Origin of the sequence: Saccharopolyspora taberi, from assembly GCF_039534165.1 — a bacterium.
GTDB lineage: Bacteria > Actinomycetota > Actinomycetes > Mycobacteriales > Pseudonocardiaceae > Saccharopolyspora_D > Saccharopolyspora_D taberi.
This window is the reverse complement of record NZ_BAAAUX010000014.1, coordinates 351610-377040: the sequence shown is the minus strand read 5'-3', so window position 1 is coordinate 377040 and position 25431 is coordinate 351610. Positions and strand designations below refer to the sequence as shown.

The window sequence follows — 25431 nt, the reverse complement described above, 5'->3', positions numbered from 1 at the left end:
AGAGTTCCGGATGTCCACCACCTTCCGCCGTCCCGGCCTGGTCGCGCGCGATCACGTGTTCCGGGTCCCGCTCGACCACGACTCCCCGGAGTCGGGGGAGATCGAGGTGTTCGGCCGGGAGGTGGTGGCTCCCGGTTTCGAGGACGCGGACCTGCCGTGGCTGGTGTTCCTGCAGGGCGGTCCCGGCGGCAAGGCGGACCGCCCGCAGAGCACCAGCGCCTGGCTGGGGCGGGCGTTGCAGGACCACCGGGTGCTGCTGCTCGACCAGCGCGGCACCGGGCGCAGCACCCCGGCGGGCCGGACCACCCTGGCCGGGATGCCGCCGGGCGAGCAGGCCCGGCACCTGGGCATGCTGCGCGCCGACTCGATCGTCCGGGACGCCGAGGTGGTGCGGAAGCGGCTGCTCGGCGACGAGCCGTGGACGGTGCTCGGGCAGAGCTTCGGCGGGTTCTGCGCGCTGACCTACCTGTCGTCGGCGCCCGAGGGGCTGCGCGAGGTGCTGATCACCGGCGGCGTCCCGACTCTGACCGGGCACGCCGACGACGTCTACCGCGCGGCCTATCCCCGGACCCTGGCCAAGAACGACGCCTACTACGCCCGCTATCCGTCCGATGTGGACATCGCGCGGCGGGTGGTGGACCACCTCGCCGAGCACGACGTCCGGCTGCCCGCGGGGGAGCGGCTGACCCCGGAGCGGTTCCAGACCCTGGGCATCCAGTTCGGGCAGGCGAGCCGCTTCGACGCGCTGCACTACCTGCTGGAGGAGGCGTTCGTCGCCGGACCGTCCGGACCGGCGCTGTCGGACACCTTCCTGCGCGGGGTCGACGCGGTGGTCTCGTTCGCCGAGCGCCCGCTCTACGCGCTGCTGCACGAGGCGATCTACTGCCAGCGGACCGCCTCGCGCTGGTCGGCGCACCGGGTCCGCGCGGAGTTCGGCGAGTTCGACCTCGCGGGCGCGCCGCGGGTCAACTTCACCGGCGAGATGATCTACCCCTGGTTCTTCGACCAGGACCCGGCGCTGGTGCCGCTGCGGGAGGCGGCCGAGCTGCTCGCGGCGAAGCAGGACTGGCCGCACCTCTACGACCTGGACCGGCTGGCCGCCAACGACGTCCCGGTCGCGGCGGTGGTCTACCACGACGACATGTACGTCGACCGCGACCAGTCGCTGGAGTCGGTGGGGCAGGTCCGGCGGGCCCGCGCGTGGATCACAAACGAGTACGAGCACGACGGGCTGCGGACGAGCCCGGCCGTCCTGGACCGCCTGCTGGCGATGAACCGCGGTGACGCCTGACCTGGGCCGTGACGACTGCGCGGTCGGCAACGCCCCGGGTTATCGTGGGTGTCCTCATGTCAGCCTCGGGCCCGTACTTCGCTGATGGTGTGCCGTGGCAGCGCGTCTTCGACCAGTCCGTCGCTGCGATGGCGATCCTCGACTTGCAGGGGCGCTACCTGTACGTCAACGAGGCGATGTGCCGGTTGCTCGGTTACAGCGCGGAAGAACTGCACGGCCTGAACTTCCGCGACGTCACTCACCCGGAGGATGTGGACGAGGGCCCGCTGGAGGGCGACAGCGTGCTGGAGAAGCGCTACGTGCGCTCCGACGGCGCGGTGATCTTCGTCCTGCTGTCCCGGTCGGTCATCCGCGATCCGCACGGCCGCCCGCAGTACCTGCTGTCGCAGGCCCAGGACATCACCGCGCGCCGCGAGGCCGAGCTGCTGTGGCAGCGCAGCTTCGCCAACGCGCCGATCGGGATGGCGCTGCTGGACCTCAAGGGTGTGTGGACGGCGGTCAACGACACCCTGTGCCGCATGCTCGGCTACACCAGGGAGGAGATGCTGACCAAGTCCTTCGGCGACGTCACCTACCCCGAGGACGAGGAGCAGGGGCTGGCCGCGCTGGCCGACCTGCTCGAAGGCCGCAAGGACACGATCAGCCTGGAGAAGCGCTACCGGCACAAGGACGGCCACCCGATCTGGGTGCTTATCCGGTCCACCACCGTGCCCGGGGCCGACGGGCTGCCCGCCTACCTGGTCAGCCAGTACGAGGACATGGGCGAGCAGCGGCTGGTCGACGCGCACCTCGCGCACCTGGCGCTGCACGACCCGCTGACCGGGCTGGCCAACCGGGCGCTGCTGTCGGACCGGCTCGACCACGGCCTGCAGCAGCTGGCCCGGGGCAACGGCGTGCTGGTGGTGATCGTCGCCGACCTGGACCGGCTCAAGCCGGTAAACGACCGCTACGGGCACGCGCTCGGCGACCGGATGCTGACCATCGTCGCCGAGGAGCTGCTGTCGGCCGTGCGCTCGGGCGACACCGTGGCCAGGCTGGGCGGGGACGAGTTCGTGGTGGTCAGCCTGCTCTGGGACCGGCAGTCCGCGGTCGAGCTGCGGAACCGGATCGCCGCGCGGCTCGACACCCGGGTCCTGGTGTCCGGCGTGGAGATCCAGCTGCGGGCCAGCGTCGGCTACGCCACCACCGACGATCCCTCGACGAAACCGGAAGACCTGCTGCACGCCGCCGACCGCGACATGTACCTGCGCAAGCGCCGCCACCGCCGGGAATCCGGCGACCTGCCGGAGCGGTGAGCAGTCACGGCCCGGCGGTGGTGGCCAGGGGAGCGGGAGCGCGGCGCCTGCGCACCTCGTAAGCGGCCAGGACGACCGCGAGGGTGGCCAGGCTGAGCCAGAACTGCGAGCGGCTGTCCGGCAGCACCGCCATCGCGAGGATCACCGCGGCCATCAGGCCGATGGTCAGGTAGCTCAGCCACGGGAACAACCACATCCGCAGCGACAGCGCGCCCGGGTCCTCGCGCTCGATCCGCCTGCGCATGCGCACCTGGGCCAGCGCGATGGCCAGGTAGACGAACAGCGCGACCGCCCCGTAGGAGTTGACCAGGAACTGGAACACGACGTCGGGGGAGAGGTAGGCGGCCAGCACCGAGACGCAGCCGACGACGGTGCCCGCCAGGATCGCGCGGCGCGGCACGCCGTCGCGGCCCAGCCGGGTCAGGGCGCGCGGCGCGTCGCCGTTCCTGGTCAGCGCGAACAGCATCCGCGAGGACGTGTAGAGCGCGGAGTTCAGGCAGGAAAGCACGGCGGTCAGCACGATCGCGTTCATCACCGTCGACACGGCCGGGATCTCCAGCACCGACAGCACCGCCGCGTAGGGGCTGACCCTGATCTCCGGCGAGTTCCACGGCACGACCGCCACGACGACGAACACCGAACCGACGTAGAAGGCCACCACCCGCAGGATGATCGACCTCATCGCGTCGGCCACCGCCCGCCGGGGCTCGGCCGACTCCGCCGCCGCGATGGTGACGATCTCGGCCCCGGTGTAGAACGCCACGCACGGCACGACGGCGGCCAGCACCGCGCCGACGCCCAGCGGCGCGAACCCGCCGTGCGCGGTCAGATTCGCCAGCCCGCCGTGCGCACCCGGCCAGAAGCCGAAGACCGCGAGCGCTCCCACGACCAGGAAGCACGCGATGGCCAGCACCTTGATCGACGCGAACCAGTACTCGAACTCGCCGTAGGACCGGGCCGACACCAGGTTCGTGGCCGTGAGCACCGCCAGCAGCACGCCGCTGAGCACCCACAGCGGCACGCCGGGCAGCCACAGCTGGAGGATCTCGCCGCCCGCCACCGCCTCGACGGCGACCACGATCACGAAGAAGTACCAGTACATCCAGCCGACGGCGAAGCCGGCCCTGGCGCCGAGCACCTCGCGGGCGTAGGCGTAGAACGAGCCCAGCGCCGGACGGGCGACGGTCATCTCCGCCAGCATCCGCATGATCAGCACCGTGAGCACGCCCGCGAGCAGGAACGAGACCACCGCCGCGGGCCCGGTCCGGTGGATGACCACGCCGCTGCCGACGAACAGCCCGGCGCCGATCACTCCGCCCAGCGCGATCAGGTTCATGTGCCGCCGGCGCAGGCTCTGGCGCAGTCCGCCGGAGTCCTCGGTTTCCACGGTCGCCCTCCTCCGCGCGACCGGATCCTGCCTGCGCCGGCCGCTTGTCGCGGTGGGTCAGTCTGCCGTGGACGGACGTGCGCAGGGACCGCTTCCCACTCCGCGAGAGGATCTCCAGCCGGGGTTCACAGCTCGTCGAAGGCGACCCCCAGCGCGCGGTGGAAGGTGGGGTAGGCCAGGACCATCTCCCGGAGCCGCGCGACCGGCACCTCGCCCTGCACCGCGACGGCCAGCCCGGCGAGGATCTCGCCTCCGGCCGGGGCGACCACCGTGCCGCCCACCAGGACGCCGCGGTCGGCGTCGGCGACGAGCTTGATCAGCCCTTCGTTGCCCGCCTTGTGGATCCACCCGCGGGCCGACGCGGCGATGTCGGTGGTCGCCGTGCGCACGCGCAGCCCGCGCTCCCGCGCGGCCGACTCGGTCAGCCCGACCATGGCGACCTCCGGATCGGTGAAGGCCACCGCGGGCATCGCCCGGTAGTCGGCGGGTTCGGACGGCTGCCCGAGGATGTCGGCGGCGGCGATCCGGGCCTGGTAGACCGACGTGTGGGTGAAGGCCCCGCGGCCGGTGACGTCCCCGATCGCCCAGACGCCGTCCCCGGCGCGCAACCGGTCGTCGACCGCGATGCCCTTGGCCTGCTCGTCCAGCCCGGCCGCGCCGACGCCCAGCGCGGCGAGGTCGGTGCGCCGCCCGGTGGCGACCAGCAGGCGCTGCGCGCTTAGCTCCGCGCCGGAGCCGAGGCGGACGGTGAACCGCTCGCCGTCGTGGCCGACCTCGGCGGCGGACTCGCCGGTGCGCACGCCGAGCCCTTCGGAGGTCAGGACCGATTCGAGCAGTTCGCCTGCCTCAGGTTCGAAGGACGGCAGCAGCCGGGGCTGCGGCTCCAGGATCGTCAAGGCCGCACCGAACCGGGCGAACACCTGCGCGAGCTCCACTCCGACCGGCCCACCGCCGAGGACGAGCAACGACTCCGGGACCTCGCGGGCGCGCACGGCGTCGCGGTTGGTCCAGTACGGGCTCTCCCGCAGCCCGTCGATCGGCGGCACGGCGGGGTCGGTGCCCGGGTTGAGGACGATGCCGCGCCGGGCGCGGAACAGGCGTTCGCCGTCCACGGTGCTTACGGTGACCTCGCCCGGCGCGCTGATCCGGCCCCGGCCGCGCACGAACCGGGCACCGCTTTTCTCCAGCCGCTCCACGGCGGCGGTGTCGTCCCAGTCGGTGGTGGCCTCGTCGCGGATCCGGTCGGCGACCCGGGTCCACCTCGGGTGCACCTCGGCGGATCCGGCCAGCGCGTCGACCCGGCGGCCCTCTGCCAGCGTTCCCGCGGCGCGGACCATCATCTTCGTCGGCACGCAGGCGAAGTACGGGCACTCGCCGCCGACCAGCCGGGACTCCACGCCGACCACGGCGAGCCCGCCGGCCGCGAGCCGGGCGGCCACGTCCTCGCCTCCCGGGCCCAGCCCGACCACCACGACGTCGACCTCTTCGGCGTCCATCTCGTCCTCCCGTCGGTCCGGTGTCGGCCTCCAGCCCACCACCGGGCCGGGACCGGCGCACGCCGCCGAATCGGTGCAGTCCCCGCACCGGCGGCGGGCGCCGACTAGCCTGTAGCCGTGCCGTCTCAGCTGATTCCGTTCCTGCTGTTCGTCATCGTGCTCACGCTCGTTCCGGGGCCGGACACCGCGCTGGGGCTGCGCAACAGCCTGCGCGGCGGCAGCTCGGCGATGTGGTGGACGGGGCTGGGCTGCTGCTCCGGGCTGCTCGTGCACGCCGTCGCGTCGGTGGTCGGGCTCTCGGCGGTGTTCGCGGCCTCGGCGCGGCTGTACACGGCGATCAAGATCGCGGGCGCGTGCTACCTGGTGTGGCTCGGCGCGACCACGCTGTGGAAGAGCTGGCGCCACCGGGGCGAGGTGCCCGAGGTGGAGGTCCGGGCGCCCGCGGGGCGGATCGGGCGCGGCACCGCGTTCCGGCAGGGGTTGGTGAGCAACCTGCTCAACCCCAAGATCATCCTGCTCTTCCTGACCCTGCTCCCGCAGTTCATCGCGCCCGACGAGCCCCGCGCGGAGACCTCGGCGGTGTTCACGCTGGTCTTCCTGGTGGTCGCGGTCGTGTACTGGCGGCTCGCGTCCTGGCTGGTCGGCGGGCTGCGCACGCTGCTGACCCGGCGGCGGATCCGGCTCCTCCTGGAGCGGGTGACCGGTGGCGTGATGGTCGCGCTGGGGCTGCGGGTAGCCGTCGAAGGCACGTGATCAACTGTCGAAGGGACGTGATCACACCGACGGCGAGTAGTGCTTGGGATCGCTTCGCCGTTCGACCGGTGGCAGGTTGCGCGCCGGGGTCTCCACCGGACCGACGGGCCTGCCGCGCTCGCGCAGCCACCCGGCCCGCGCCCGCGGGTGGTAGCGCAGCCGGAAGGGGACGAACTTCCAGACCGCGCCCACGATCCGGCCCAGGATCCGCAGCGCGCGCTCGTCGCGGGCGGACCACCGGTAGCCGAGCCGCTGCCGGACCACCTCGGGGTAGAGGCCGACGGTGAACCACACGAACCCCCGTGCGATGGGAATCCGCAGCAGCCGCCAGAGCGGTTCGGGCAGCCGGCGCAGCAGCGGCGGCCTGGTGATCCCGGAGATGTCGAGGACGTCGCGAGTGGCCTTGTTGTCCTCCAGCACCTCGGCGCACATGTGGTCCCAGTAGCGCCGGAAGCTCTGCCAGTCGGGCGGCACCGGGCGCATGCTCACCCCGTACAGCCGGTACCACTGGATCCCTTCGGCGTAGAGCTGCTCCTTCTGCGCCTCGGTGAACGGGGTGCCGAGGTACTCGTTGACGATGATCGGCATCACCATGAACGTCGAGTGCGCCCAGAAGTAGGTGTCCGGGTCGAGCGCGTGGTAGCGGCGGCCGTGCCGGTCCACGCCCTTGATCGTGTCGTGGTAGCCGCGGACCTGGCGGGCGGTCTCGGCGGCGCGCGGGCCGTCGTAGACCACGCCGCCGATCGGGTACAGCGACCGGAACAGCCGCTGCCAGCGCTCCTCGAAGAACCGCGAGTGCTGCTCGACCCCGGCGCCGAGCTGGGGGTGCATGTTCTGCATCGACCCGGCCCACAGCGCGAGCATCAGCCCGCGCCAGTCGCCGAAGTGCTTCCACATCAACGAATCCGGCCCGAGCGGTTCGGGATCCACAATGGACATCGCAGCTCCTCGGAGAACTGAGGACACCTGTCATCAGAGTAGGATCACCGACCATGGGCGTCAATCACCCGATCGCCAGGCCATGACCTGGGGCGGCACGAGCCTGCCGGAGCGCCGCGCGGTGCGCCGGGAGAAACTGCTGGCCGCCGGGCTGGACCTGCTCGGCACGCAGGGCAGCGCGGCGGTCGCGGTCCGGTCGGTGTGCCGCCGGGCGGAGCTGACCGACCGGTACTTCTACGAGAACTTCGCCGACCGCGAAGCGCTGCTGCTGGCCGTCTACGACCAGGTCGCGGGGGAGGCCAAGGAGGCGCTGGAGGAGGCGGTGCGCGACAGCCCCCACGAGCCCGCGGCCGCGGTGGAGGCGTTCCTCGGAGTGCTCACCGACGATCCCCGCAAGGGGCGGGTGCTGCTGCTGGAGCCGATGACCGACGCGGCGCTGGGCGCTCGCGGCGCGGAGCTGATGCCGGTCTTCGCCGATCTGGTCGCCGCCCGGCTGGGCGGCGACCCGTCGGGCCGCGCCGCGCGGATGACCGCGACCGCCCTGATCGGCGCGCTGAGCAACCTGTTCGTGCGCTGGCTCGACGGAAGTCTCGCGGTCACCAGGGCCGATCTGGTCGACTACTGCGTGGCGCTCCTGCTGGCCTCGGCGTCGCTCGCGGGCGGTTCTCCGGCTGCGCGGGACGGCTGACCGGCAGTGCTCAGCTCGTGCGGCGCGCTCTGCCCGGCACATCCACAATGGACAGGGCGCTCGTCCGCTCAGGCGAGGTGCATTGACCGCGGGTCGTGCCCGTGGCTACCGTCCGCTTGGCGCCCTGCCCAGCCGAGGAGTTGGCACGATGAAACGGTTCGACCGCCTCCGCCGGATTCTGGCGATGGATCCAGACCGGGACTACGCGGCCATGTACCGGCTCATCGCGGAGTACGAGTTCCCGTGGGACATCACCAAATCGCTGGAACTCGCGCTGTTCCGCACCTACGCGGTGCCCAGCATCGGCAGGCTGCTCGACCGCACCGCCGAATTCACGAAGAAACCGCAGAAGCGCTACGACGACACGGCGCTGATCCTCTACGAGATCCTGCACGAGGGCCCGGAGAGCGAACAGGGCCTGGCCGCGGTCGACCGGCTCAACCGCATCCACGGCCGCTTCCGCATCAGCAACGGCGACTACCTCTACACGCTTTCCACGTTCGTCGTGATGCCGGTCCGCTGGCTCGAGTCCTACGGCTGGCGCAGGCTGCACCCGCGCGAGATCACCGCGATCACCAACACCATGCGGCACATGGGCGAGGGGATGGGGATCGACGGAATCCCCGGGACCTACGAGGAGTTCGCGCGGCTGTTCGACGACTACGAGCGCGCGAACTTCGGCTACGACCCCGCGGGCAGGCGGGTCGCGCAGGCGACGCTGGACCTGTTCGGATCGTGGTATCCGCGGGTGCTCTCCGGCGCGGTGTCCGAGGCGGGCAAGCTGCTGATGGAGCCGCACCTGCTCGCCGCGTTCCGGTTCGAAGAGCCGTCGCCGCGCGGGCGGCGCATCGCCGAGCTCGCGCTGAAGGCGCGGGCGCTGGCCGTCCGCCTCGGGCCGGTCCGCCCGGACTCCCGGCCGTCGGTGCCCAAGCCGCTGACCTACCCGGGCGGCTACACGCTCGCCGACCTCGGACCCGAGTCGTTCCACCGGGCCGAGCGCAGGCGGACCGCGGTCGCGGCGTCGGTGCCGCACTGCCCGGTCACGGGCTGAACGCCGTCGACGGCTGCGCGACCTCAGCACCGAGGCGCGGCAGCCGCCCGGGTTCGGCCGACCAACCGCTGCCTGCTCGCCTCGTACAGCGCGATCGAGGCCGACGCGGCGGCGTTGAGCGAGCTGGCCGAACCGACCATCGGGATGCGGGCGAGCTGGTCGCAGGACTCGGCCCACGCCCGGCTGATCCCGGCGGCCTCGTTGCCGACCACGAGCAGCGTCGGCCCGCGCAGATCGCAGTCGGCGAGCTCGGTGGTCCCGTTCTCGCTCAGCCCGACCACCCGCACCGGGACGCCGCCTCGCCGCAGCCCGCCTGCCCAGTCGAGGACCTGCTGGGCGGACTCGGCGTGCACCGACGGGACGGTGAAGAACGATCCCGTGGTGGCCCGCACAGTCTTCGGGTCGTGCAGGTCCACCGCGTGCCCGGTGACCACGACACCGGCGGCGCCGAGCGCGTCGGCGGAGCGGATCACGGTGCCGAGGTTGCCGGGGCTGCTCGGCCGGTCGAAGACGACCACGAGCATGTCCGGGCCGACCGGGATGCGGGCGAGGTCGTCGGGCGACGTGGCGACGACCGCGAGCAGTTCCGGCGGATCCTGCTTGCCGCCGAGCTCGGCCATCAGCTCCGGCGCCAGCTCGCAGACCACTTCCGCCCTCGCCGTCCGCAGTAGATCCGAGGCCCAGGAAGAGCGCTTTCCACTGGTGCACAACAGATATCGGATTGTCCGTCCACTTTCGACGGCGAGGCTGACGGGGCGTACGCCCTGAACCAGGAACGCCCCAAGCTTCCGCCGTTTGCTTCTGCTGCTCAGAAGGGCCTGCCACTGCTGGAAGTTCGCGTTTCGCGTCGTGACGGTGCGCACCACGGCGCGAGAAACTAGCAACGGAGGCTGCCCGGTGGCGAACGGTTTTTCCGGGCCGTTGCCGGTCAGGACTTCTTCGGGCTCAGCAGCGGCAGCAGGTGGGTGCGGGCGAACTCGCGCGTGGTCTCGTCGTCCTCGGTGGGGATGAGCCCGCCGGGGGTGAGCACGAGCGAGTGCGCGAGCCGGGCGAAGATCTCGGCGACCAGATCGGCGTCGAAGCCGGTCACCGCGCCGTCCCGCTGCCAGCGCCGGATGTTGTCCGCGACGTAGCTGCGACCGAGCGCGAGCACCGGGCCGCCGCGCGCGGTCAGCAGCGGCAGCGCGGTCTCCGGCTCGGCGGCAAGCACGCGCAGCAGCAGCGGGTTGCGCGCCACCCCGGCGACGAACGCGGTGAAGCTCTCGGTCATCTGCTCCTCGGGGGTGCGGGCCGCGGCGACCCTGGAGTCGACCGCGGTGACGAACCTGCGCACCTCCCGCAGCAGGACGGCCTGGACGAGCTGGTCCTTCCGCGGGAACCGCCGGTACACCGTGGCCACGCCGAGGCCGGCGCGCTCGGCGATCCGGTTCATCGTCGTGCGCCGGATCCCGTGGTCGGCGAAGCAGGAGAGCCCGGCGTCCAGGACGCGCCGCACCGAGTCGTCGTCGGGTTCCGGCATGGCGCGCACCCGCGCCAGGAAGTCGTCGTCCGCCAGGAACTCGTCGTCGAAGCTCGTCATGGTGCGGCCGAGTCTACGGAGGCGCGGGGGCCGCGGAGGGGTGCGGCATACTGGGGTCTTGACGGTACGTCGAGGTTCCGGTTAACTTCCGGCGAATTGGTCCTACCAATCGAGGAGGGCGCCGGGTGGATCCCGAACTGATCGGGCTGGTGGACGCGTTGCAACGGGCCGCGACCCCGGAATCCAGGACAGGTCTGCTGCGGCTGCCTCCGGAACGCGAGCTCGGCGCCGAGCTGAACATGAGCCGCGGCGCGCTGCGCGAGCAGCTGTCGGTGCTGGAGAAGCTCGGGTTCGTCAACCGCACCCAGGGCCGCGGCACCTACCTCCAGGTGCCGGACGCGAGCTTCATGCAGCTCTACTTCGTCCTCGCCCGCCGGTTCGGCCACATCGGGCCCGCGCAGTTCGAGCAGGCCAGGGAGCTGCTGGAGCTGTCGGTGGTGGCCGAGGCCGCGCGCAAGGCCACCTCCGCCGACGTGGCGGGCCTGCGCGCCGAGGTCGCGGCGATGATCGAGGGATCGAGGATCGGTGCGGTGGAGGTCGCCATCGACGCCGACTTCAACTTCCACCGCCGCCTGTTCGGCATCGTCGGCAACCCGATGTTCGACTTCCTGCACGAGGGGTTCGCGCACGTGATGCGCGAGGACCTGACCAAGCGCCGGGCGCGGACGCTGGAAGTCGAACGGCAGGCGGACAAGCCGCTGTTCGAGACCGACCGCGTGCACTACGACATCGTCGACGCCATCGAGCGGGCCGATCCGGACGCGGCGCGCGCCGCCATGGAACGGCATTTCGAGCTCTGGCGCCGCCTGACCGCCGAGACGGAACCGGAAGCCACCGCCTCCTGACCGGCCGAGCCCGCACCCGGGTCACCCGGGCGCGGGCTCGGCCGCAGGCGTTGTCGCGACCGCCCGGATGGGTTACAACGAGGACATGGCCGAAACCGATGCGCCCTCCCTGCAACCGGGGGAGAGCCGGTCGAACGACAGCGGTGAGCGGCGGGGCTGCTCCGCCGGTGGTCGCCTGGTCCAGCTGCGCAGGCGGGTCGCCGAACCCGGCTTCGTGGTGGTGGCCGACGCCGAGCCCAGGCCGGAGGTGCCCACCGAGGTGATCACCACCGAGTGGGCGGTGGCCAACGCCGCCTTCGACCGGCTGATGAAGGAGTACTGACCGGGTACGCCGGTCCCGGCGTCCGCTGCGGCGGACGCCCAGGGCAGGTCGATCGAGTTTAGGGCAGATCGATCGAGTTCAGAGCAAGTCGAGTTCAGGGCAGGTCGAGCACGAAGTCGTACCTGCCGATCTTGCCGTCGGGCCCGTCCTCGATCGTCATCAGCAGCGCCGGGTCGAAGATCATGTCGCTGTCGTTGCCGGGCTCGCCGGGGAAGTACAGCTGCGTGGTCAGGATCGGCTGGTCGGGGGCCTGCACCTTGACGTGGATGTGCCGGGTCCGGCCGGTGTAGAGGCCGGGCACGATGGTGCGCAGCTCGTACCGGCCGGTGGAGCCGGTGAACTGGTGGCCGCGCAGCCGGTAGCCCTGGTTGTCGTAGATCCCGGCGTCGTCGCACTGCCAGAAGTCCAGGAGCACGTCGGGCAGCGGGGTGCAGGACCGGGTGTAGACCAAGCCGGTGACGGTCAGCAGGGCCCCGGGCAGGCCGGGCTCGCGCAGGTCGGTGCGCTCGGGCGAGTCCGGCTTGAAGTACGGGCCCTCGATCTGCTCGTGGGTGGGTTCGTCGCCGTCCTCGCACAGCGGGGTCGGGTCCAGCGGTGCGGCGCCGGCGTCCGGGCCGCGCAGCACCTCGCCGGTGAGGGCGGGAATCGCCGCGGCGGTGGCGATCCCGGCCTTGAGGAAGGTGGAGCGGCGGAACTTCTTCTCGTCCTCGGTCATCGGCCGAACTCCTTGCGGGAGGGGGCAACTTCGATGGTTCAGACCTTTGCGCCGAGGATTGCCGTCGTCAAGTCGCCGGAAGGTCGGCACGGGTTACGCCGAAGGATCAGGCCCGCCGATCGCGAAGGTCCGTGCGTAGTCGGTTAATTCCGATGCCACGTCCGCGCGTGTGGTCCTTCTTGGACTGTCGCAAGTGGACTTATATCGTCTGGGCGGGTGTCCACGATAGATTTGTTGGCGCTTCAAATAATCCGGTTGATCCGGTGTCGCGCGCGGCATCCGCGCTCGGCCGCCGGATCCGGTTCCGCTTCGCGAGCGGCGACGGCGCTCGGTGTCCGGGTGCGCGACCGGTCGCGGCAGCCGGTGTTGATCGGAACGGCCGAGTTCGATGATTCCCTTGGCACGAAGGCGTTCCGCCCGGTGCCGATCGCGGCGCGGGATGCGGCAGGGGCCGGTGCCGGTGGTTTGCCCGGTGGTCTCCCCGGGGTAGGGACGAGATGGGTCCCGCGCGGACCGCCCGCTGCGATGGCAGGGTGCGCCGCGCTGACACATCCTGAACGTGGCCGCCCCGCAGCGGGGTGGCCGGGCGAGCCGGCCGCGGTGCCGCGGCGCCGAGACTGGCTGACGGTCGAAAGGAGAGACCTCATGACGACGGCTCGCGACATCATGCACGCCGGTGCCAAGTGCGTGAACGAGGACGAGAGCCTGCACCGGGCGGCGCAGATGATGCGTGATCTCAACGTCGGTTCCCTGCCGATCTGCGGCAGGGACGACCGGCTGCACGGCATGATCACCGACCGGGACATCGTGCTCCGGTGCTGCGCGGAGGGAAAGGACCCGGCCGAGGTGAAGGCCGGTGAGCTCGCGCAGGGAACGCCGTTCTGGGTCGATGCCGGTGCCGACGTCGGTGAGGTGCTGAACCTGATGGAGCAGCACCAGATCCGGCGGGTGCCGGTGATCGCCGACCACAAGCTGGTCGGCATGATCGCCGAGGCGGATCTGGCCAGGAACCTCACGGACGCGCAGATCGCCCACTTCGTGGAGAGCGTCTACGCGATGAGCTGACCGGACGCGGCGAGGTGGCGGCGGACTCCTCCGCCGCCACCTCCGCCCGCGACGGCATACTGGCGGCATGGATCATGAACCCGCGTACGACATCAGCGCTTCCGTCCACGTCCGGGCCGATCCCGGCGCGGTCTACGAGCTGGCCAGCGACATCACGCGCATGGGCGAGTGGAGCCCGGAATGCGTCGGCGGCGAGTGGACCGAGGGCGATCCGGGCGCGGTGGGCGCCCGGTTCCGCGGGCACAACCGGATCGGTGACCAGAGCTGGTCGACCGACTGCCTGGTCGTCAGCGCCGACCCCGGCCGCCGGTTCGCGTGGGCGGTGCTGACCTCGGCGCCGGACGCCGAGACGGCGGTGTGGTCGTTCGAGGTCGTTCCGGACGACGCCGGTTCGACCCTGACCCAGCGGTTCGTCATGCGCGAGCCCACGGACCTGATGCTGCGGATGGACGCCGAGAGCGGCGGGACGTTCATCACCGAGCGGCGCGCGTCGCTGGAGGCGTCGATGGGCGAGACCGTCGGCGCGATCAAGCGCTCGATCGAGCTGACCGCCCAGGGGTAGGGCAGGAAGTCGTTGGTGTGGATCGCGTGGTCGTAGTACCCGCCGACGCCGATGAGTACCGCCGATCCGGCACCCTCGCCGGGCTTCGGCGTGCAGGACGCCAGCGCGGTCACGGCCACCAGCACCACGACGATTCTCCGCCAGTTCCGAAACTTCTCCTCCTGGGCAGGTTGTCGGAACACCGCTCAGCGGTGGGTGGGCTGGCAGCGCAGCAGGACCCGCCACTGCCCGACCCGCAGGGCGATGTCGCTGAGAGCGCTGAAGAAGAACTCGTCGACCACCCCGGCTCGGACGCCGAATTCCCAGCCCAGCACGACGGCGAATCCGAGCCCGGCCTGCGCCGCCAGGACGAGCGCGCGGCCGGGACGCCGCCCACCTGTGTCCGATATGGACTCAAGCTTGGCTGCGCGCGAATCCGCCGTCATGGCGAGGCGGGCCCGGCCGACAGCAGCACGACCTCATCGGACATCGACACCGCCTCGTCGAGGTCGTGGGTGACGAAAAGCCGGTTCAGCCCGTCCAGCGGTTCGCCGTGCACGCGGACCTCGCCCGCCGCGGGCCGCAGCAGGCGGGCGGGGCTGGGCGGGGTGGCGTTCTCGTCGGGCGGCCGACGCGCCGCGGACTTCGGGGGCCGGGAACGGCTGGGGGCTTCGGTGGAGTCGGGACGGCTGTGGACTACAGGGGCAAGGACGACTGGCGACTCCGGGGCCGGGACGGCTGGGGCTCCGGGGCCGGGCGCGGTCCGAGCCGACCCCGCATCCTCGTGCACGCCCGTCGGCCCGGGCAGTGGTCCGACCGGTTCGCTCCGCGTGACGGACCGTGTCGGGCGCTCGGTTCAAAGCGTATTTATCCTGGTCATTGCCTCCACAGGACCACCGCGAGCCGGGCCCGCAGGACGTGGGCGCGAGCGGTGCGGTGGGTGGAAAGGTGGGGAGGACCGGATGGCGACACGTGTGTTCGTGGTCGACGACCACGAGGTGATCCGCCGGGGCATCGCTGCTCTGGTCAGCGCCGAATCGGACATGGAACTCATCGGGGAGGCCGCGACCGTCGCCGAGTCGCTGGCGCTGGTGCCGCAGGCCCAGCCTGACGTCGCCGTGCTCGACGTGCGGCTGCCCGACGGCAACGGGGTCGAGCTGTGCCGCGAGCTGCAGTCCCGCCAGCCCGGGCTGCGCTGCCTGATGCTCACCTCGTTCGACGACCACGAAGCGCTGATGGACGCGATTATGGCCGGGGCGGCTGGATTCGTCCTCAAGGGAGTGGTGAGCGAGGAGCTGGTCAACGCCATCCGCACGGTCGGTTCCGGCCAGTCGCTGCTGAGCCCGAAGAAGACCGAGGCGATGCTGGCGTGGCTGCGCCGGGAGCAGGAGCAGGCCGACCCGCTGCGGGAGCTGACCTCCCGCGAGCGGGAGGTGCTGGAGCTGATCGGGGAAGGGTTGACCAACCGGGAGATCTCGCAGCGGATGTACCTGGCGGAGAAGACCGTCAAGAACTACGTCTCGCAGATGCTGTCCAAGCTCGCGATGCGGCACCGCAGCGAGGCGGCGGTGCTGGCCACCGAGCTCCGGCTGGACCGCGACTCGCGCAACCGTCCCTGACCGTCCACCCGAACGGTCGAGTGGTCGCGGGACGCGCCCAGCGGGCATTGTTGCCCTGTTCGCAGGGCGTCGCGGCGCCTACGGTCGCCCTGACCGCCAAGCGCCGCGGATCAACAGGAACTGCTGTTCGGAGGTCTGCCATGGCACTACCGTCGCAGCGCGTCCCGGACCAGCCGGACGCGGTGGGGCAGCAGGTCGTCAGCACCACGGCGCTGGAACGCCTCCTCGGCGGGTTACGCGACCTCAGGGACGGCAACTTTCGGCGGCGGCTGGTCGTCTCCGGCGACGGCGTCAGCGCCGAGATCGCCGAGGTGTTCAACGAGCTCGCCGAGCGCAACCAGACGATGGCCGCCGAGCTCGACCGCGTCGCGGCGGCCGCCAACGAGGGGCAGTGGCCGATCGAGCCCGCCCGGCCCGTCGGCGAGCCGGACGGCGGCTGGGCGGTCGGCGCCGCGGCGCTCAACGACCTGGTGCACAACGTGCTGGGCCCGGCCCACGAGCTGAGCCGCGTGCTGGGGGCCGCGGCCGAGGGCGATCTGACCCGGCGGCTGCCGCGCCGCGCGGGCGACGCCAGCCTGCCCGGCAGGCTCGGCGACCTGACCCACGTGGTCAACGGGCTGCTCGACCAGCTCTCGGCGCTGGCCACCGAGATCAACCGGGTCACCCGCGAGATCTCCGCCGACGGCAGGCTGGGCGGGTCGGTGCAGATCCCGCCGGGACTGTCGGGCACCTGGCTGGAGCTGGCCGAGTCGGTCAACGGCATGGCCACCGACCTCACCGGACAGCTCCGCGACATCTCGCAGGTCTCCAAGGCGGTCGCGACCGGCGACCTCAGCCGCAAGATCACCGTCGAGGCCTCGGGCGAGACGCTGGAGCTGAAGAACACGATCAACACGATGGTCGACCAGCTCTCGGCGTTCGCCGACGAGGTCACGCGGGTGGCCCGCGAGGTGGCCAGCGAGGGCAGGCTGGGCGGTCAGGCCGACCTGCCCGCGGCCGCGGGCACCTGGCGGTCGCTGGTCGACGCGGTCAACTTCATGGCCAACAACCTGACCGCGCAGGTGCGCAACATCGCCCAGGTCGCGACGGCCGTCGCCCGCGGCGACCTGACGCAGAAGATCGACGTCGACGCCCGCGGCGAGATCCTCCAGCTGAAGAACACGATCAACACGATGGTCGACCAGCTCTCGGCGTTCGCCGACGAGGTCACGCGGGTGGCCCGCGAGGTCGGCACCGAGGGCAAGCTCGGCGGCCAGGCCAGGGTGCACGGCGTGGCGGGGACCTGGAAGGACCTCACCGACAACGTCAACATCATGGCCGACAACCTGACCAGCCAGGTCCGCAGCATCGCCACCGTGGCCACCGCGGTCGCCGGTGGCGACCTGTCCAAGAAGATCACGGTGGAGGCCAAGGGCGAGGTCGCCGCGCTCGCCGAGACGATCAACGGCATGGTCGAGACGCTGCGCGCGTTCGCCGACCAGGTCACCCTGGTCGCCCGCGAGGTCGGCACCGAAGGCATCCTCGGCGGCCAGGCGCGGGTGCCCAACGTCGCGGGGACCTGGAAGGACCTGACCGACAACGTCAACTTCATGGCCCGCAACCTGACCAGCCAGGTCCGCAACATCGCGCAGGTGACCACGGCGGTGGCCCGGGGCGACCTGTCCAAGAAGATCGACGTCGACGCCCGCGGCGAGATCCTGGAGCTCAAGACCACGATCAACACGATGGTCGACCAGCTCTCCGCGTTCGCTTCGGAGGTCACGCGGGTGGCCCGCGAGGTCGGCACCGAGGGCAAGCTCGGCGGCCAGGCCGAGGTCGCCGACGTCTCCGGCACCTGGCGGCGGCTGACCGAGAGCGTCAACCGGCTGGCTGGCAACCTGACCAGCCAGGTCCGGGCAATCGCCGCGGTCGCCACCGCGGTCACCGAGGGCGACCTGACCCGGCAGATCACCATCGACGCCTCCGGGGAGCTCGCCGAGCTCAAGGACAACATCAACCGGATGATCGGCAACCTCAAGGAGACCACCCGCACCAACGAGGAGCAGGACTGGCTCAAGACCAACCTGGCCCGGATGTCCGGGCTGATGCAGGGCCTGCACGACCTGGACGCGCTGGCCTCGCTGATCATGAGCGAGCTGACCCCGCTGGTCTCGGCGCAGTACGGCGCGTTCTTCCTCAGCCGCACCGAGGACAACCGGCTGGTGCTGGAGCAGACCGCCACCTACGGCGCGCCCGGGCGCGGCGAGGAGCCGCTGCGGTTCGCCGCGGGCGAGTCGCTGGTCGGGCAGGTCGCGGTGGACAAGCGGACGATCCTGGTCTCGGAGAGCCCGCCGGACTACATCCGGATCGGCTCCGGGCTCGGCTCGGCCGGGCCGGTCAACGTCGTGGTGCTGCCGGTGCTGTTCGAGGGCGAGGTGCTCGGCGTGATCGAACTGGCCTCGCTGCACGAGTTCACCCCGCTGCACCTGGACCTGCTGGAGCGGTTGAAGGAGACCATCGGCGTCGACGTCAACACGATAGTGGCCAACTCCCGCACCGAGGCGCTGCTGGGCGAGTCCCAGCACCTGGCCCAGGAGCTGCAGGCCCGCTCCGAGCAGTTGCAGCGCCAGCAGGCCGAGCTCCAGCGGTCCAACACCGAGCTGGAGGAGAAGGCCGCGCTGCTGGCCAGCCGCAACCGCGACATCGAGCTGAAGAACATCGAGATCGAGCAGGCCCGGCAGGAGCTGGAGGACCGCGCGCACGAGCTGTCGCAGGCGTCGACCTACAAGTCGGACTTCCTGGCGAACATGTCGCACGAGCTGCGGACTCCGCTCAACAGCGCGCTGATCCTGGCCAAGCTGCTCGCCGACAACCTGGAGGGCAACCTGACCCCGCAGCAGGTCGACCTGGCCAGGACCATCCACTCCGCCGGGACCGACCTGCTGCAGCTGATCAACGACGTGCTCGACCTGTCCAAGGTGGAGGCCGGGCACATGAACCTGCTGCCGGAGGACGTCGAGCTCAGCGACCTGACCGACCACGTCGAGTCGCTGTACCGGCCGCTGACCGAGGACAAGGGCCTGGAGTTCGCGGTGGTGCTGGCGCCGTCGCTGCCCGCGAGCCTGCGCACCGACCGCAACCGGCTGGAGCAGATCCTGCGCAACCTGCTGTCCAACGCGGTGAAGTTCACCGACAAGGGCAAGGTGGAGCTGCGGATCCGGCCCGCGCAGGCGACCGAGGTCAGCACCCCGGCGCTGCGGACGGCCGCGCAGCGGGTGGCGTTCGCGGTGCGCGACACCGGGATCGGCATCCCGTCGGACAAGCTGAGCCGGATCTTCGAGGCGTTCCAGCAGCTCGACGGCACCACCGCGCGCAAGTACGGCGGGACCGGGCTGGGGCTGTCGATCAGCCGGGAGCTGTCCACGCTGCTCGGGGGCGAGCTGCAGGTCCGCAGCGAGCTGGGCCTGGGCAGCACGTTCACGCTGTACCTGCCGGTGGACTCACCGGTGTGGGGCGGGGAAACCCCGGTGCTCAACGGCGAGACCGCGGCCGGTGCGGCCCGCGTGGTGGCGGCGCCGGATCGCAGGCACATCCCGATCTCCGCGGAAAGCAGCTTCGACGTGTCGGCCGAGGGCATCGACCCGCCGTTGCGGGGCTCCGAGCGCACCCGGCAGGAGAGCATCGGGCGGGAGCCGATCGAGCAGCCCGACACCCCGGCGCGGCCGGACTCGGTGCGCTTCAACGGGGAGAAGGTGCTTGTCGTCGACGACGACCAGCGCAGCGTGTACGCGATGACGACCCTGCTGGAGCAGCACGGGCTGCAGGTCGTCTACGCCGACAGCGGGGTGTCCGGGCTCCAGGCGTTGCAGGAGCACGGCGACATCACGGTGGTGCTGATGGACGTGATGATGCCCGAGCTCGACGGCAACGCGACCATCGAGACGATCCGCCAGATGCCCCGCTACCGCGACCTGACGATCATCGCGATCACCGCGAAGGCGATGAAGGGCGACCGGGAGCGCAGTCTCGCGGCGGGCGCGACCGACATCATCACCAAGCCCGTGGACGTCAACCGGCTGCTCGACCTGCTGGCGGTCCACCTGCCCGCGGGCTTCGGCAGGGAGGAGGGGTGAGCCTCAGCGCGGGCTGTCCTCGGTCTCGGCGTCGTCGGTGGTCGGCAGCTGGTCGAGCTGCTCGTGGAGCTTCTGCGCCCACGCCAGGTCGCGGGCGAAGGTGGCGTCGAAGTGATCGATCCCGTGCGGCTGCATCGTCGGTCCAAACGTCGGGGCTTCTTCGGGGTATCCCGCCACCATAACCGCAGGTGGGGCCGGTTTCGACGGTCGGTTTCCGCGCTGTGGCGGGAGTGTCCGCGGGTGGTCTCGCGGGGCGCGTGTGACGCCACGATGTGGGACGCCGCGGGAATGCGGCCGGGGAGCCGGGTGTTGCGCAGGCACGCGCTGGACGAGGAGGCGGCGATGAGCACTCATGGCGGCGATCCGCTGGACGCCTACTCGCGCACGGTCACCTCGGTCGCCGCGGCGATCACGCCGAAGGTCGCGAGCCTGCGACTGGCGGGCGCGGGCACAGGGTCGGGGGTGGTGTTCACCCCGGACGGCTACCTGCTGACCAACGCCCACGTCGTCGGCGACGCCCGCGGTGGGGCGGCCGACTTCGCCGACGGGACCAGCACCCGCTTCACCGTCACCGGTGCCGATCCGCTGTCGGACCTGGCCGTGGTCCGGGCCGACGGCCCGACGCCGGACCCGGTCGTGCTGGGCGACAGCGACGACCTCGTCGTCGGCCAGCTCGTGGTCGCGGTGGGCAACCCGCTCGGGCTGTCGGGCTCGGTGACCGCGGGGGTCGTCAGCGGGCTGGGGCGGTCGCTGCCGGCCCGCAGCGGCCAGGCCGCCCGGATCATCGAGGACGTCATCCAGACCGACGCCGCGCTCAACCCCGGCAACTCCGGTGGCGCGCTGGCCGACTCGCGCGGCCACGTCGTCGGCATCAACACGGCGGTCGCCGGGGTGGGGCTCGGGCTGGCGATCCCGGTCAACGCGACGACCCGGCGGATCATCGACGCGCTGGTGCGGTTCGGCAGGGTCCGCCGCGCCTTCCTCGGCCTGGTGACCACGCCGGCCCCGCTGCCGGAGGACCTGGCGAGGCGGATCGGCCAGCGCACCGGCCTGCGCGTGGTCGACGTGGTCCGGCGGAGCCCGGCCGACCAGGCCGGCCTGCACCCCGGCGACCTGGTGCTCACGGCGGCGGGCGAACCGGTGGAGGACGCGCAGGGACTCCAGCGGCTGATGTTCGCCGAGGCGATCGGCAGGCCGCTGCAGATCACCGTCACCCGCAACGGCGCGCTCGTCGACGTCATCGCCGAGCCGACGGAGCTGCTGGACCGGTCGGCCTGAGCCCTGATCCACTCGGTCCCAGCCGAGAACCGGGACCAGGCCATAAGGTCGTCGGGTGACATCGTCAGCGATCCCGGTCACCCCGGCTCTCGGCGCCGTCATCGCCGCGCTGCTGCTCGCCGCCGCCGCGACCGTGGCCGTGGGCGGGATCGGCCGCTGGCGCCCGATCCTCGTCGCCGGGCTGCGCGGCACGGTGCAACTGCTGGCCGTGGCCCTGGTCATCGCCTACATCGTCGGCTCCGGCGTCCTGATCGGACTCTTCCTCCTGCTGATGCTCCTGGTCGCGGCGTGGACCGCGGGCGGGCGCATCACCGCGGGCCGCGCCCGCTGGTGGGCCGCCGTGCCGCTGGTCGCCGGGGTGGCGCCGGTGGCCGGACTGCTGCTGCTCACCGGCGCGGTCCCGGTCACCGGGCTGGTGCTGATCCCGCTGATCGGCCAGCTGATCGGAGGAGCGCTGACCGCGACCGCGCTCGCCGGGCGGCGGCTGGCCGACGAGCTGGCGCACCGCCGGGGCGAGGTCGAGGCCGCGCTGGCGCTGGGCTTGACCGACCGCGACGCGCGGATGGAGATCGCCCGCCCGGTGGCCGGCACCGCCCTGGTCCCGGCGCTGGACCAGACCCGCACGGTCGGCACGGTGACGCTGCCCGGCGCGTTCGTCGGCATGCTGCTGGGCGGGGCCGGGCCGGTGGAGGCGGGGATCGTGCAGCTGTTCGTCCTGGTCGGGCTGCTGGCCGTGGAGGCGGTGGCGATCGTGGTCGTGCTGGAGCTGATCGCCCGTGGTGTGCTGGAACGGGAACCGGTGCGCAGCTGACCCGCGAGGAGGTACCGATGGATCCGGTGCGGGCTTTGAAGGAGATCGCGTTCTGGCTGGAACGCGACGATGCGCCGACCTACCGGGTCCGCGCGTTCCGCCGCGCCGCCGAGGTCGTCGAAGGCGAGAGCGGCATCGCGCGGAGGGTCGAGTCCGGCACGCTGACCGACCTGCAGGGGATCGGCAGGACGACGGCCAAGGTCATCGAGCAGGCCCACCGCGGCGAGGTTCCGGAGTACCTGGGCGAACTCCGGGCCGAGGCGCGGACGCCCGAGGAGGGCCGCGCCCTGCGCGAGGCCCTGCGCGGCGACTGCCACACCCACTCGGACTGGTCCGACGGCGGCAGCCCGATCGAGGAGATGGCCGAGACCGCCCGCGACCTCGGGCACGAGTGGATGGTGCTCACCGACCACTCGCCCCGGCTGACCGTCGCCAACGGCCTGTCGGCCGACCGGCTCCGCCGCCAGCTCGACGTGGTCGCCGAGCTCAACGAACGCCTCGCGCCGTTCCGCGTCCTCACCGGCGTCGAGGTCGACATCCTCGACGACGGCGAGCTGGACCAGGACGAGGACCTGCTGGCCGAACTCGACATCGTGGTGGCCAGCGTGCATTCGAAGCTGCGGATGGAGTCCCGTGCGATGACCCGCCGGATGTGCGCGGCGGTGCGGAACCCGCACGTCGACGTGCTCGGCCACTGCACCGGGCGGCGGATCCGCGGCCAGCGGCGCCCCCAGTCCGCGTTCGACGCCGACGCGGTCTTCGAGGCGTGCGCGGAGAACGGAGTCGCGGTCGAGATCAACTCGCGCCCGGACCGGCTCGACCCGCCGCGCGAGCTGATCCGCAAGGCGCTCGGCCTCGGCTGCCGGTTCAGCATCGACTCCGACGGCCACGCGCCGGGTCAGCTCGACTGGCTGCACAACGGCTGCGCGCGGGCCGAGCAGTGCGGGGTCCCGGCGGACCGCGTCATCAACACCCGGACGGCCGACCGGCTGCTGCGCTCCCGCCGTGCTCCGGCGGAGTGAGCGTTCGGCCACTCCGGGTAAGCTCGCCGACGTGGACGAGCCGCGATGGTTGACCGACGAGCAGCAACGGGCCTGGCGCAAGCTCGCCGCGCTGATGACCGTCGTACCCGCCGGACTCGACGCCCAGCTGCAACGCGACTCCGAGCTGACCCACTTCGGCTACTGGGTGCTCGCGATGCTGTCGGAGGACCCGGACCGGGCCCTGCGGATGAGCCACCTCGCCGCGCAGGCCAACGCCTCGCCGTCCCGCGTGTCGCACGTCGTGGCCCGGCTGGAGAAGCGCGGGTGGGTGCGGCGGCAGCGGGCCGAGGGCGACGGCCGCGGCAGCGTCGCCGAGCTGACCGACGCCGGGTACGCCAAGGTCGTGGAAACCGCGCCCGGCCACGTCGAGCAGGTCCGGGCGATGATCTTCGACGGGCTGGACGACGAGCAGGTGCGCGATCTGGACGAGGTGTGCACCGCGATGCTGGCGCACATCGATCCCGAGGGCAGGCTGCGCACCGCGGCCCCCTGCGAGCGGACCGCCGCAGGAGGCCGCGAGCGGTGACGCCACCGCCGACGTGCGTCAGGCGGTCAGCGCGGTGTCCTTGCCCTGCGAGAACTGCGTCCGGTACAGCTCCGCGTAGAGGCCGCCCCTGGCCAGCAGCTCGGTGTGCGTTCCGTCCTCCGCGATCCGCCCGTCGGAGATGACCAGGATCCGGTCGGCTTCCCGGATCGTGGAGAGCCGGTGGGCGATCACCAGCGCCGTGCGGCCCGACAGCGCGGTGCGCAGCGCCTGCTGCACCGCGACCTCGGATTCGGAGTCCAGGTGCGCGGTCGCCTCGTCGAGGACCACGACCGGCGGGGCCTTGAGCAGCAGCCGGGCGATGGCCAGCCGCTGCTTCTCGCCCCCGGACAACCGGTAGCCGCGGTCGCCGACCACGGTGTCCAGCCCGTCCGGCAGCGCCGAGAGCAGGTGCTCCAGCTGGGCGGTGCGCAGCGCTTGCACCAGCTCGTCGTCGGTGGCGCCGGGACGGGCGAAGGTGAGGTTCGCGCGGATCGTGTCGTGGAACAGGTGCGGGTCCTGGGTGACGACCCCGACCGTCGAGTACAGCGACGCCAGCCGGACGTCGCGGACGTCGGTGCCGCCGATGCGCACGGCGCCCTCGTCGGCGTCGTAGAGCCGGCCCGCGAGGTGGGTGATCGTGGTCTTGCCCGCGCCGGAGGGCCCCACGAGCGCGATTGTCTGGCCGGGCTCGGCCCGGAACGAGATGTCGTGCAGCACCTGGTGCGCGGGGGCGTTGTCGTTGTGCGCGACCGATTCCAGCGAAGCCAGCGACACCTCGCTGGAGGCGGGGTAGCGAAACGACACGTGGTCGAACTCGACGTCGGAGGCACCGGCGGGCAGCGCCACCGCGCCGGGCTTCTCCTGGATCATCGGCTTGAGGTCGAGCACCTCGAAGACCCGGTCGAAGCTGACCAGCGCGGTCATCACGTCGACGTGCACGTTGGACAGCGCCGTCAGCGGCCCGTACAGCCGGTTCAGCAGGGTCGCCAGCGCGACCAGGGTGCCCAGCTGGAACGCCCCGGCCAGCACCAGCCCGCCGCCCAGGCCGTAGACCACGGCGGTGGCCAGCGCCGCCAGCAGGGTCAGCGCCACGAAGAACACCCGGCTGTACATCGCCGAGACCACCCCGAGGTCGCGCACCCGGCCCGCCCGCTCGGCGAACCGGCCGGACTCCTCGTCGGCCCGGCCGTAGAGCTTGGTCAGCATCGCGCCCGCCACCCCGAACCGCTCGGTCATCAGCGAGCTCATGTCGGAGTTGACCTTCATCTGCTCCCGGGTGACGCGCTGCAGCCTGCGGCCGATCCAGCGCACCGGCAGCAGGAACAGCGGCAGCAGCACCAGCGCGATCAGGGTGATCTGCCAGGACAGCGTGAACATGGTGGCCAGCACCAGCACCAGGCTGAGCACGTTGGACACCACCGACGACAGCGTGCTGGTCAGGGCGCGCTGCGCGCCGATGACGTCGTTGTTGAGCCTGCTCACCAGCGAGCCGGTCTGGGCCCGGACGAAGAAGGCCACCGGCATCCGCTGGACGTGGTCGAACACCTCGGAGCGCAGGTCGTAGATCAGGCCCTCGCCCAGCCGCGCGGAGTACCAGCGCTGCAGCAGCGACAGCGCCGCCTCCAGCAGCGCGACCCCGGCCACCGCGACGGAGAGCCAGACGACCAGCGACAGGTTCCGCGGCACGATCCCGTCGTCGATGATCGCCTTGAACAGCAGTGGCGTGACGATGCCCAGCAGCGCCGCGACCGCGACGGTGAGCAGGAACGGCACGATGTCGCGGGCGTACGGGCGGGCGTAGCCGAAGATGCGCCGCGTGATGCCGGGGGTGAGCCGTTCGCGCGTCACCGAGTCGTCACTGGCGAAGGAGCGCATCGTCTCCCAGCTGGCTGTCATGGTCGTGGTCCCTTCGCAGTGGTGGGTGGAACGCACCGATCCTCGAACTTCACGTTAGCTCGAAGTCAAGTCGGGCAGCGGCGACCGCCGGGCAAACGATCATCACTTTGAATGAGAATCGTTGTAACTTCAAGGAAAAACCCTGTTCGGAGTGCTTCGATCGGATCTTGAATTGTGTC

At 71.6% G+C, this 25431-nt stretch carries 25 protein-coding genes; 15 read left to right on the top strand and 10 right to left on the bottom strand.

Annotation, left to right across the window (positions count from 1 at the left end; translation table 11 throughout):
* Positions 1-10 precede the first annotated feature (10 nt).
* Together ABD691_RS15970 and ABD691_RS15965 are read left to right on the top strand one after the other, a co-directional pair.
* On the top strand, positions 11-1291 hold the full coding sequence (locus ABD691_RS15970) for an alpha/beta fold hydrolase (RefSeq protein WP_344680472.1): 1281 nt from the start codon (positions 11-13) through the stop codon (positions 1289-1291).
* A 56-nt stretch (positions 1292-1347) separates the two neighbouring features.
* Positions 1348-2586 (top strand): PAS domain S-box protein, encoded by a 1239-nt coding sequence (locus ABD691_RS15965; RefSeq protein ID WP_344680471.1) that lies wholly within the window; start codon positions 1348-1350, stop codon positions 2584-2586.
* A gap of 4 nt (positions 2587-2590) precedes the next feature.
* Here the strand turns inward: ABD691_RS15965 and ABD691_RS15960 are convergent, their stop codons facing one another.
* Both ABD691_RS15960 and ABD691_RS15955 read right to left on the bottom strand, forming a co-directional pair.
* Positions 2591-3922 carry an amino acid permease gene (locus ABD691_RS15960; protein WP_344681300.1) on the bottom strand — a complete coding sequence of 444 codons (1332 nt, stop codon included), beginning with the start codon at positions 3920-3922 and terminating at the stop codon, positions 2591-2593.
* A 176-nt stretch (positions 3923-4098) separates the two neighbouring features.
* Positions 4099-5469, bottom strand: coding sequence for a dihydrolipoyl dehydrogenase family protein (locus tag ABD691_RS15955; protein WP_344680470.1), 1371 nt, complete (start codon positions 5467-5469; stop codon positions 4099-4101).
* A gap of 117 nt (positions 5470-5586) precedes the next feature.
* Between ABD691_RS15955 and ABD691_RS15950 the strand changes: the two genes are divergently transcribed.
* Complete coding sequence (locus ABD691_RS15950; protein WP_344680469.1) at positions 5587-6222, top strand: LysE family translocator; 636 nt, start codon at positions 5587-5589, stop codon at positions 6220-6222.
* 21 nt (positions 6223-6243) lie between these two features.
* On the opposite strand, the gene ABD691_RS15945 is transcribed toward ABD691_RS15950, so the two are convergent.
* A complete protein-coding gene (locus ABD691_RS15945; RefSeq protein WP_344680468.1) occupies positions 6244-7161 on the bottom strand; it encodes an oxygenase MpaB family protein in 918 nt (305 codons plus the stop codon).
* 82 nt (positions 7162-7243) lie between these two features.
* On the opposite strand from ABD691_RS15945, the gene ABD691_RS15940 reads away from it, so the two are divergent.
* Positions 7244-7849: a TetR/AcrR family transcriptional regulator gene (locus tag ABD691_RS15940; RefSeq protein ID WP_344680467.1), complete on the top strand. Its 606-nt coding sequence runs from the start codon at positions 7244-7246 to the stop codon at positions 7847-7849.
* 148 nt (positions 7850-7997) lie between these two features.
* Positions 7998-8900, top strand: coding sequence for an oxygenase MpaB family protein (locus ABD691_RS15935; RefSeq protein ID WP_344680466.1), 903 nt, complete (start codon positions 7998-8000; stop codon positions 8898-8900).
* Between the two features lie 23 nt (positions 8901-8923).
* Here the strand turns inward: ABD691_RS15935 and ABD691_RS15930 are convergent, their stop codons facing one another.
* On the bottom strand, positions 8924-9763 hold the full coding sequence (locus ABD691_RS15930; protein ID WP_425565108.1) for a TrmH family RNA methyltransferase: 840 nt from the start codon (positions 9761-9763) through the stop codon (positions 8924-8926).
* 65 nt (positions 9764-9828) lie between these two features.
* On the bottom strand, positions 9829-10479 hold the full coding sequence (locus ABD691_RS15925; RefSeq protein WP_344680464.1) for a TetR/AcrR family transcriptional regulator: 651 nt from the start codon (positions 10477-10479) through the stop codon (positions 9829-9831).
* A 125-nt stretch (positions 10480-10604) separates the two neighbouring features.
* On the opposite strand from ABD691_RS15925, the gene ABD691_RS15920 reads away from it, so the two are divergent.
* Both ABD691_RS15920 and ABD691_RS15915 read left to right on the top strand, forming a co-directional pair.
* Positions 10605-11324: a FadR/GntR family transcriptional regulator gene (locus ABD691_RS15920; protein ID WP_344680463.1), complete on the top strand. Its 720-nt coding sequence runs from the start codon at positions 10605-10607 to the stop codon at positions 11322-11324.
* Positions 11325-11409: 85 nt separating this feature from the next.
* Positions 11410-11646, top strand: a complete 237-nt coding sequence (locus tag ABD691_RS15915) for a hypothetical protein (RefSeq protein ID WP_344680462.1) — start codon at positions 11410-11412, stop codon at positions 11644-11646.
* A 94-nt stretch (positions 11647-11740) separates the two neighbouring features.
* Here ABD691_RS15915 and ABD691_RS15910 read toward each other — a convergent pair whose 3' ends face one another.
* Positions 11741-12361, bottom strand: a complete 621-nt coding sequence (locus ABD691_RS15910) for a dioxygenase family protein (protein WP_344680461.1) — start codon at positions 12359-12361, stop codon at positions 11741-11743.
* 645 nt (positions 12362-13006) lie between these two features.
* On the opposite strand from ABD691_RS15910, the gene ABD691_RS15905 reads away from it, so the two are divergent.
* The gene (locus tag ABD691_RS15905) at positions 13007-13426 is read left to right on the top strand and encodes a CBS domain-containing protein (protein WP_344680460.1); all 420 of its coding nucleotides are present in this window, start codon (positions 13007-13009) and stop codon (positions 13424-13426) included.
* A 67-nt stretch (positions 13427-13493) separates the two neighbouring features.
* Complete coding sequence (locus tag ABD691_RS15900) at positions 13494-13988, top strand: SRPBCC family protein (protein WP_344680459.1); 495 nt, start codon at positions 13494-13496, stop codon at positions 13986-13988.
* 185 nt (positions 13989-14173) lie between these two features.
* On the opposite strand, the gene ABD691_RS15895 is transcribed toward ABD691_RS15900, so the two are convergent.
* The gene (locus tag ABD691_RS15895) at positions 14174-14413 is read right to left on the bottom strand and encodes a hypothetical protein (protein WP_344680458.1); all 240 of its coding nucleotides are present in this window, start codon (positions 14411-14413) and stop codon (positions 14174-14176) included.
* The gene (locus ABD691_RS15890) at positions 14410-14757 is read right to left on the bottom strand and encodes a hypothetical protein (protein WP_344680457.1); all 348 of its coding nucleotides are present in this window, start codon (positions 14755-14757) and stop codon (positions 14410-14412) included. The genes ABD691_RS15895 and ABD691_RS15890 overlap by 4 nt, the downstream gene beginning before the upstream one ends.
* A gap of 172 nt (positions 14758-14929) precedes the next feature.
* On the opposite strand from ABD691_RS15890, the gene ABD691_RS15885 reads away from it, so the two are divergent.
* Both ABD691_RS15885 and ABD691_RS15880 read left to right on the top strand, forming a co-directional pair.
* Positions 14930-15586 (top strand): response regulator, encoded by a 657-nt coding sequence (locus tag ABD691_RS15885; RefSeq protein WP_344680456.1) that lies wholly within the window; start codon positions 14930-14932, stop codon positions 15584-15586.
* 140 nt (positions 15587-15726) lie between these two features.
* A complete protein-coding gene (locus tag ABD691_RS15880) occupies positions 15727-19698 on the top strand; it encodes a HAMP domain-containing protein (protein ID WP_344680455.1) in 3972 nt (1323 codons plus the stop codon).
* A 3-nt stretch (positions 19699-19701) separates the two neighbouring features.
* Here the strand turns inward: ABD691_RS15880 and ABD691_RS15875 are convergent, their stop codons facing one another.
* Complete coding sequence (locus tag ABD691_RS15875; RefSeq protein ID WP_344680454.1) at positions 19702-19833, bottom strand: hypothetical protein; 132 nt, start codon at positions 19831-19833, stop codon at positions 19702-19704.
* A 207-nt stretch (positions 19834-20040) separates the two neighbouring features.
* Here ABD691_RS15875 and ABD691_RS15870 point away from each other — a divergent pair, with 207 nt between their 5' ends.
* The 4 genes from ABD691_RS15870 to ABD691_RS15855 are packed head-to-tail and all read left to right on the top strand — an operon-like array spanning position 20041 to position 23356.
* Positions 20041-20976, top strand: a complete 936-nt coding sequence (locus tag ABD691_RS15870; protein WP_344681298.1) for a S1C family serine protease — start codon at positions 20041-20043, stop codon at positions 20974-20976.
* Positions 20977-21031: 55 nt separating this feature from the next.
* Positions 21032-21787 carry an ABC transporter permease gene (locus ABD691_RS15865; protein ID WP_344680453.1) on the top strand — a complete coding sequence of 252 codons (756 nt, stop codon included), beginning with the start codon at positions 21032-21034 and terminating at the stop codon, positions 21785-21787.
* Positions 21788-21804: 17 nt separating this feature from the next.
* The gene (locus tag ABD691_RS15860) at positions 21805-22809 is read left to right on the top strand and encodes a PHP domain-containing protein (protein ID WP_344680452.1); all 1005 of its coding nucleotides are present in this window, start codon (positions 21805-21807) and stop codon (positions 22807-22809) included.
* A 31-nt stretch (positions 22810-22840) separates the two neighbouring features.
* Complete coding sequence (locus ABD691_RS15855; protein WP_344680451.1) at positions 22841-23356, top strand: MarR family winged helix-turn-helix transcriptional regulator; 516 nt, start codon at positions 22841-22843, stop codon at positions 23354-23356.
* An 18-nt stretch (positions 23357-23374) separates the two neighbouring features.
* Here ABD691_RS15855 and ABD691_RS15850 read toward each other — a convergent pair whose 3' ends face one another.
* A complete protein-coding gene (locus ABD691_RS15850) occupies positions 23375-25252 on the bottom strand; it encodes an ABC transporter ATP-binding protein (protein WP_344680450.1) in 1878 nt (625 codons plus the stop codon).
* Between the last annotated feature and the right edge of the window lie 179 nt (positions 25253-25431).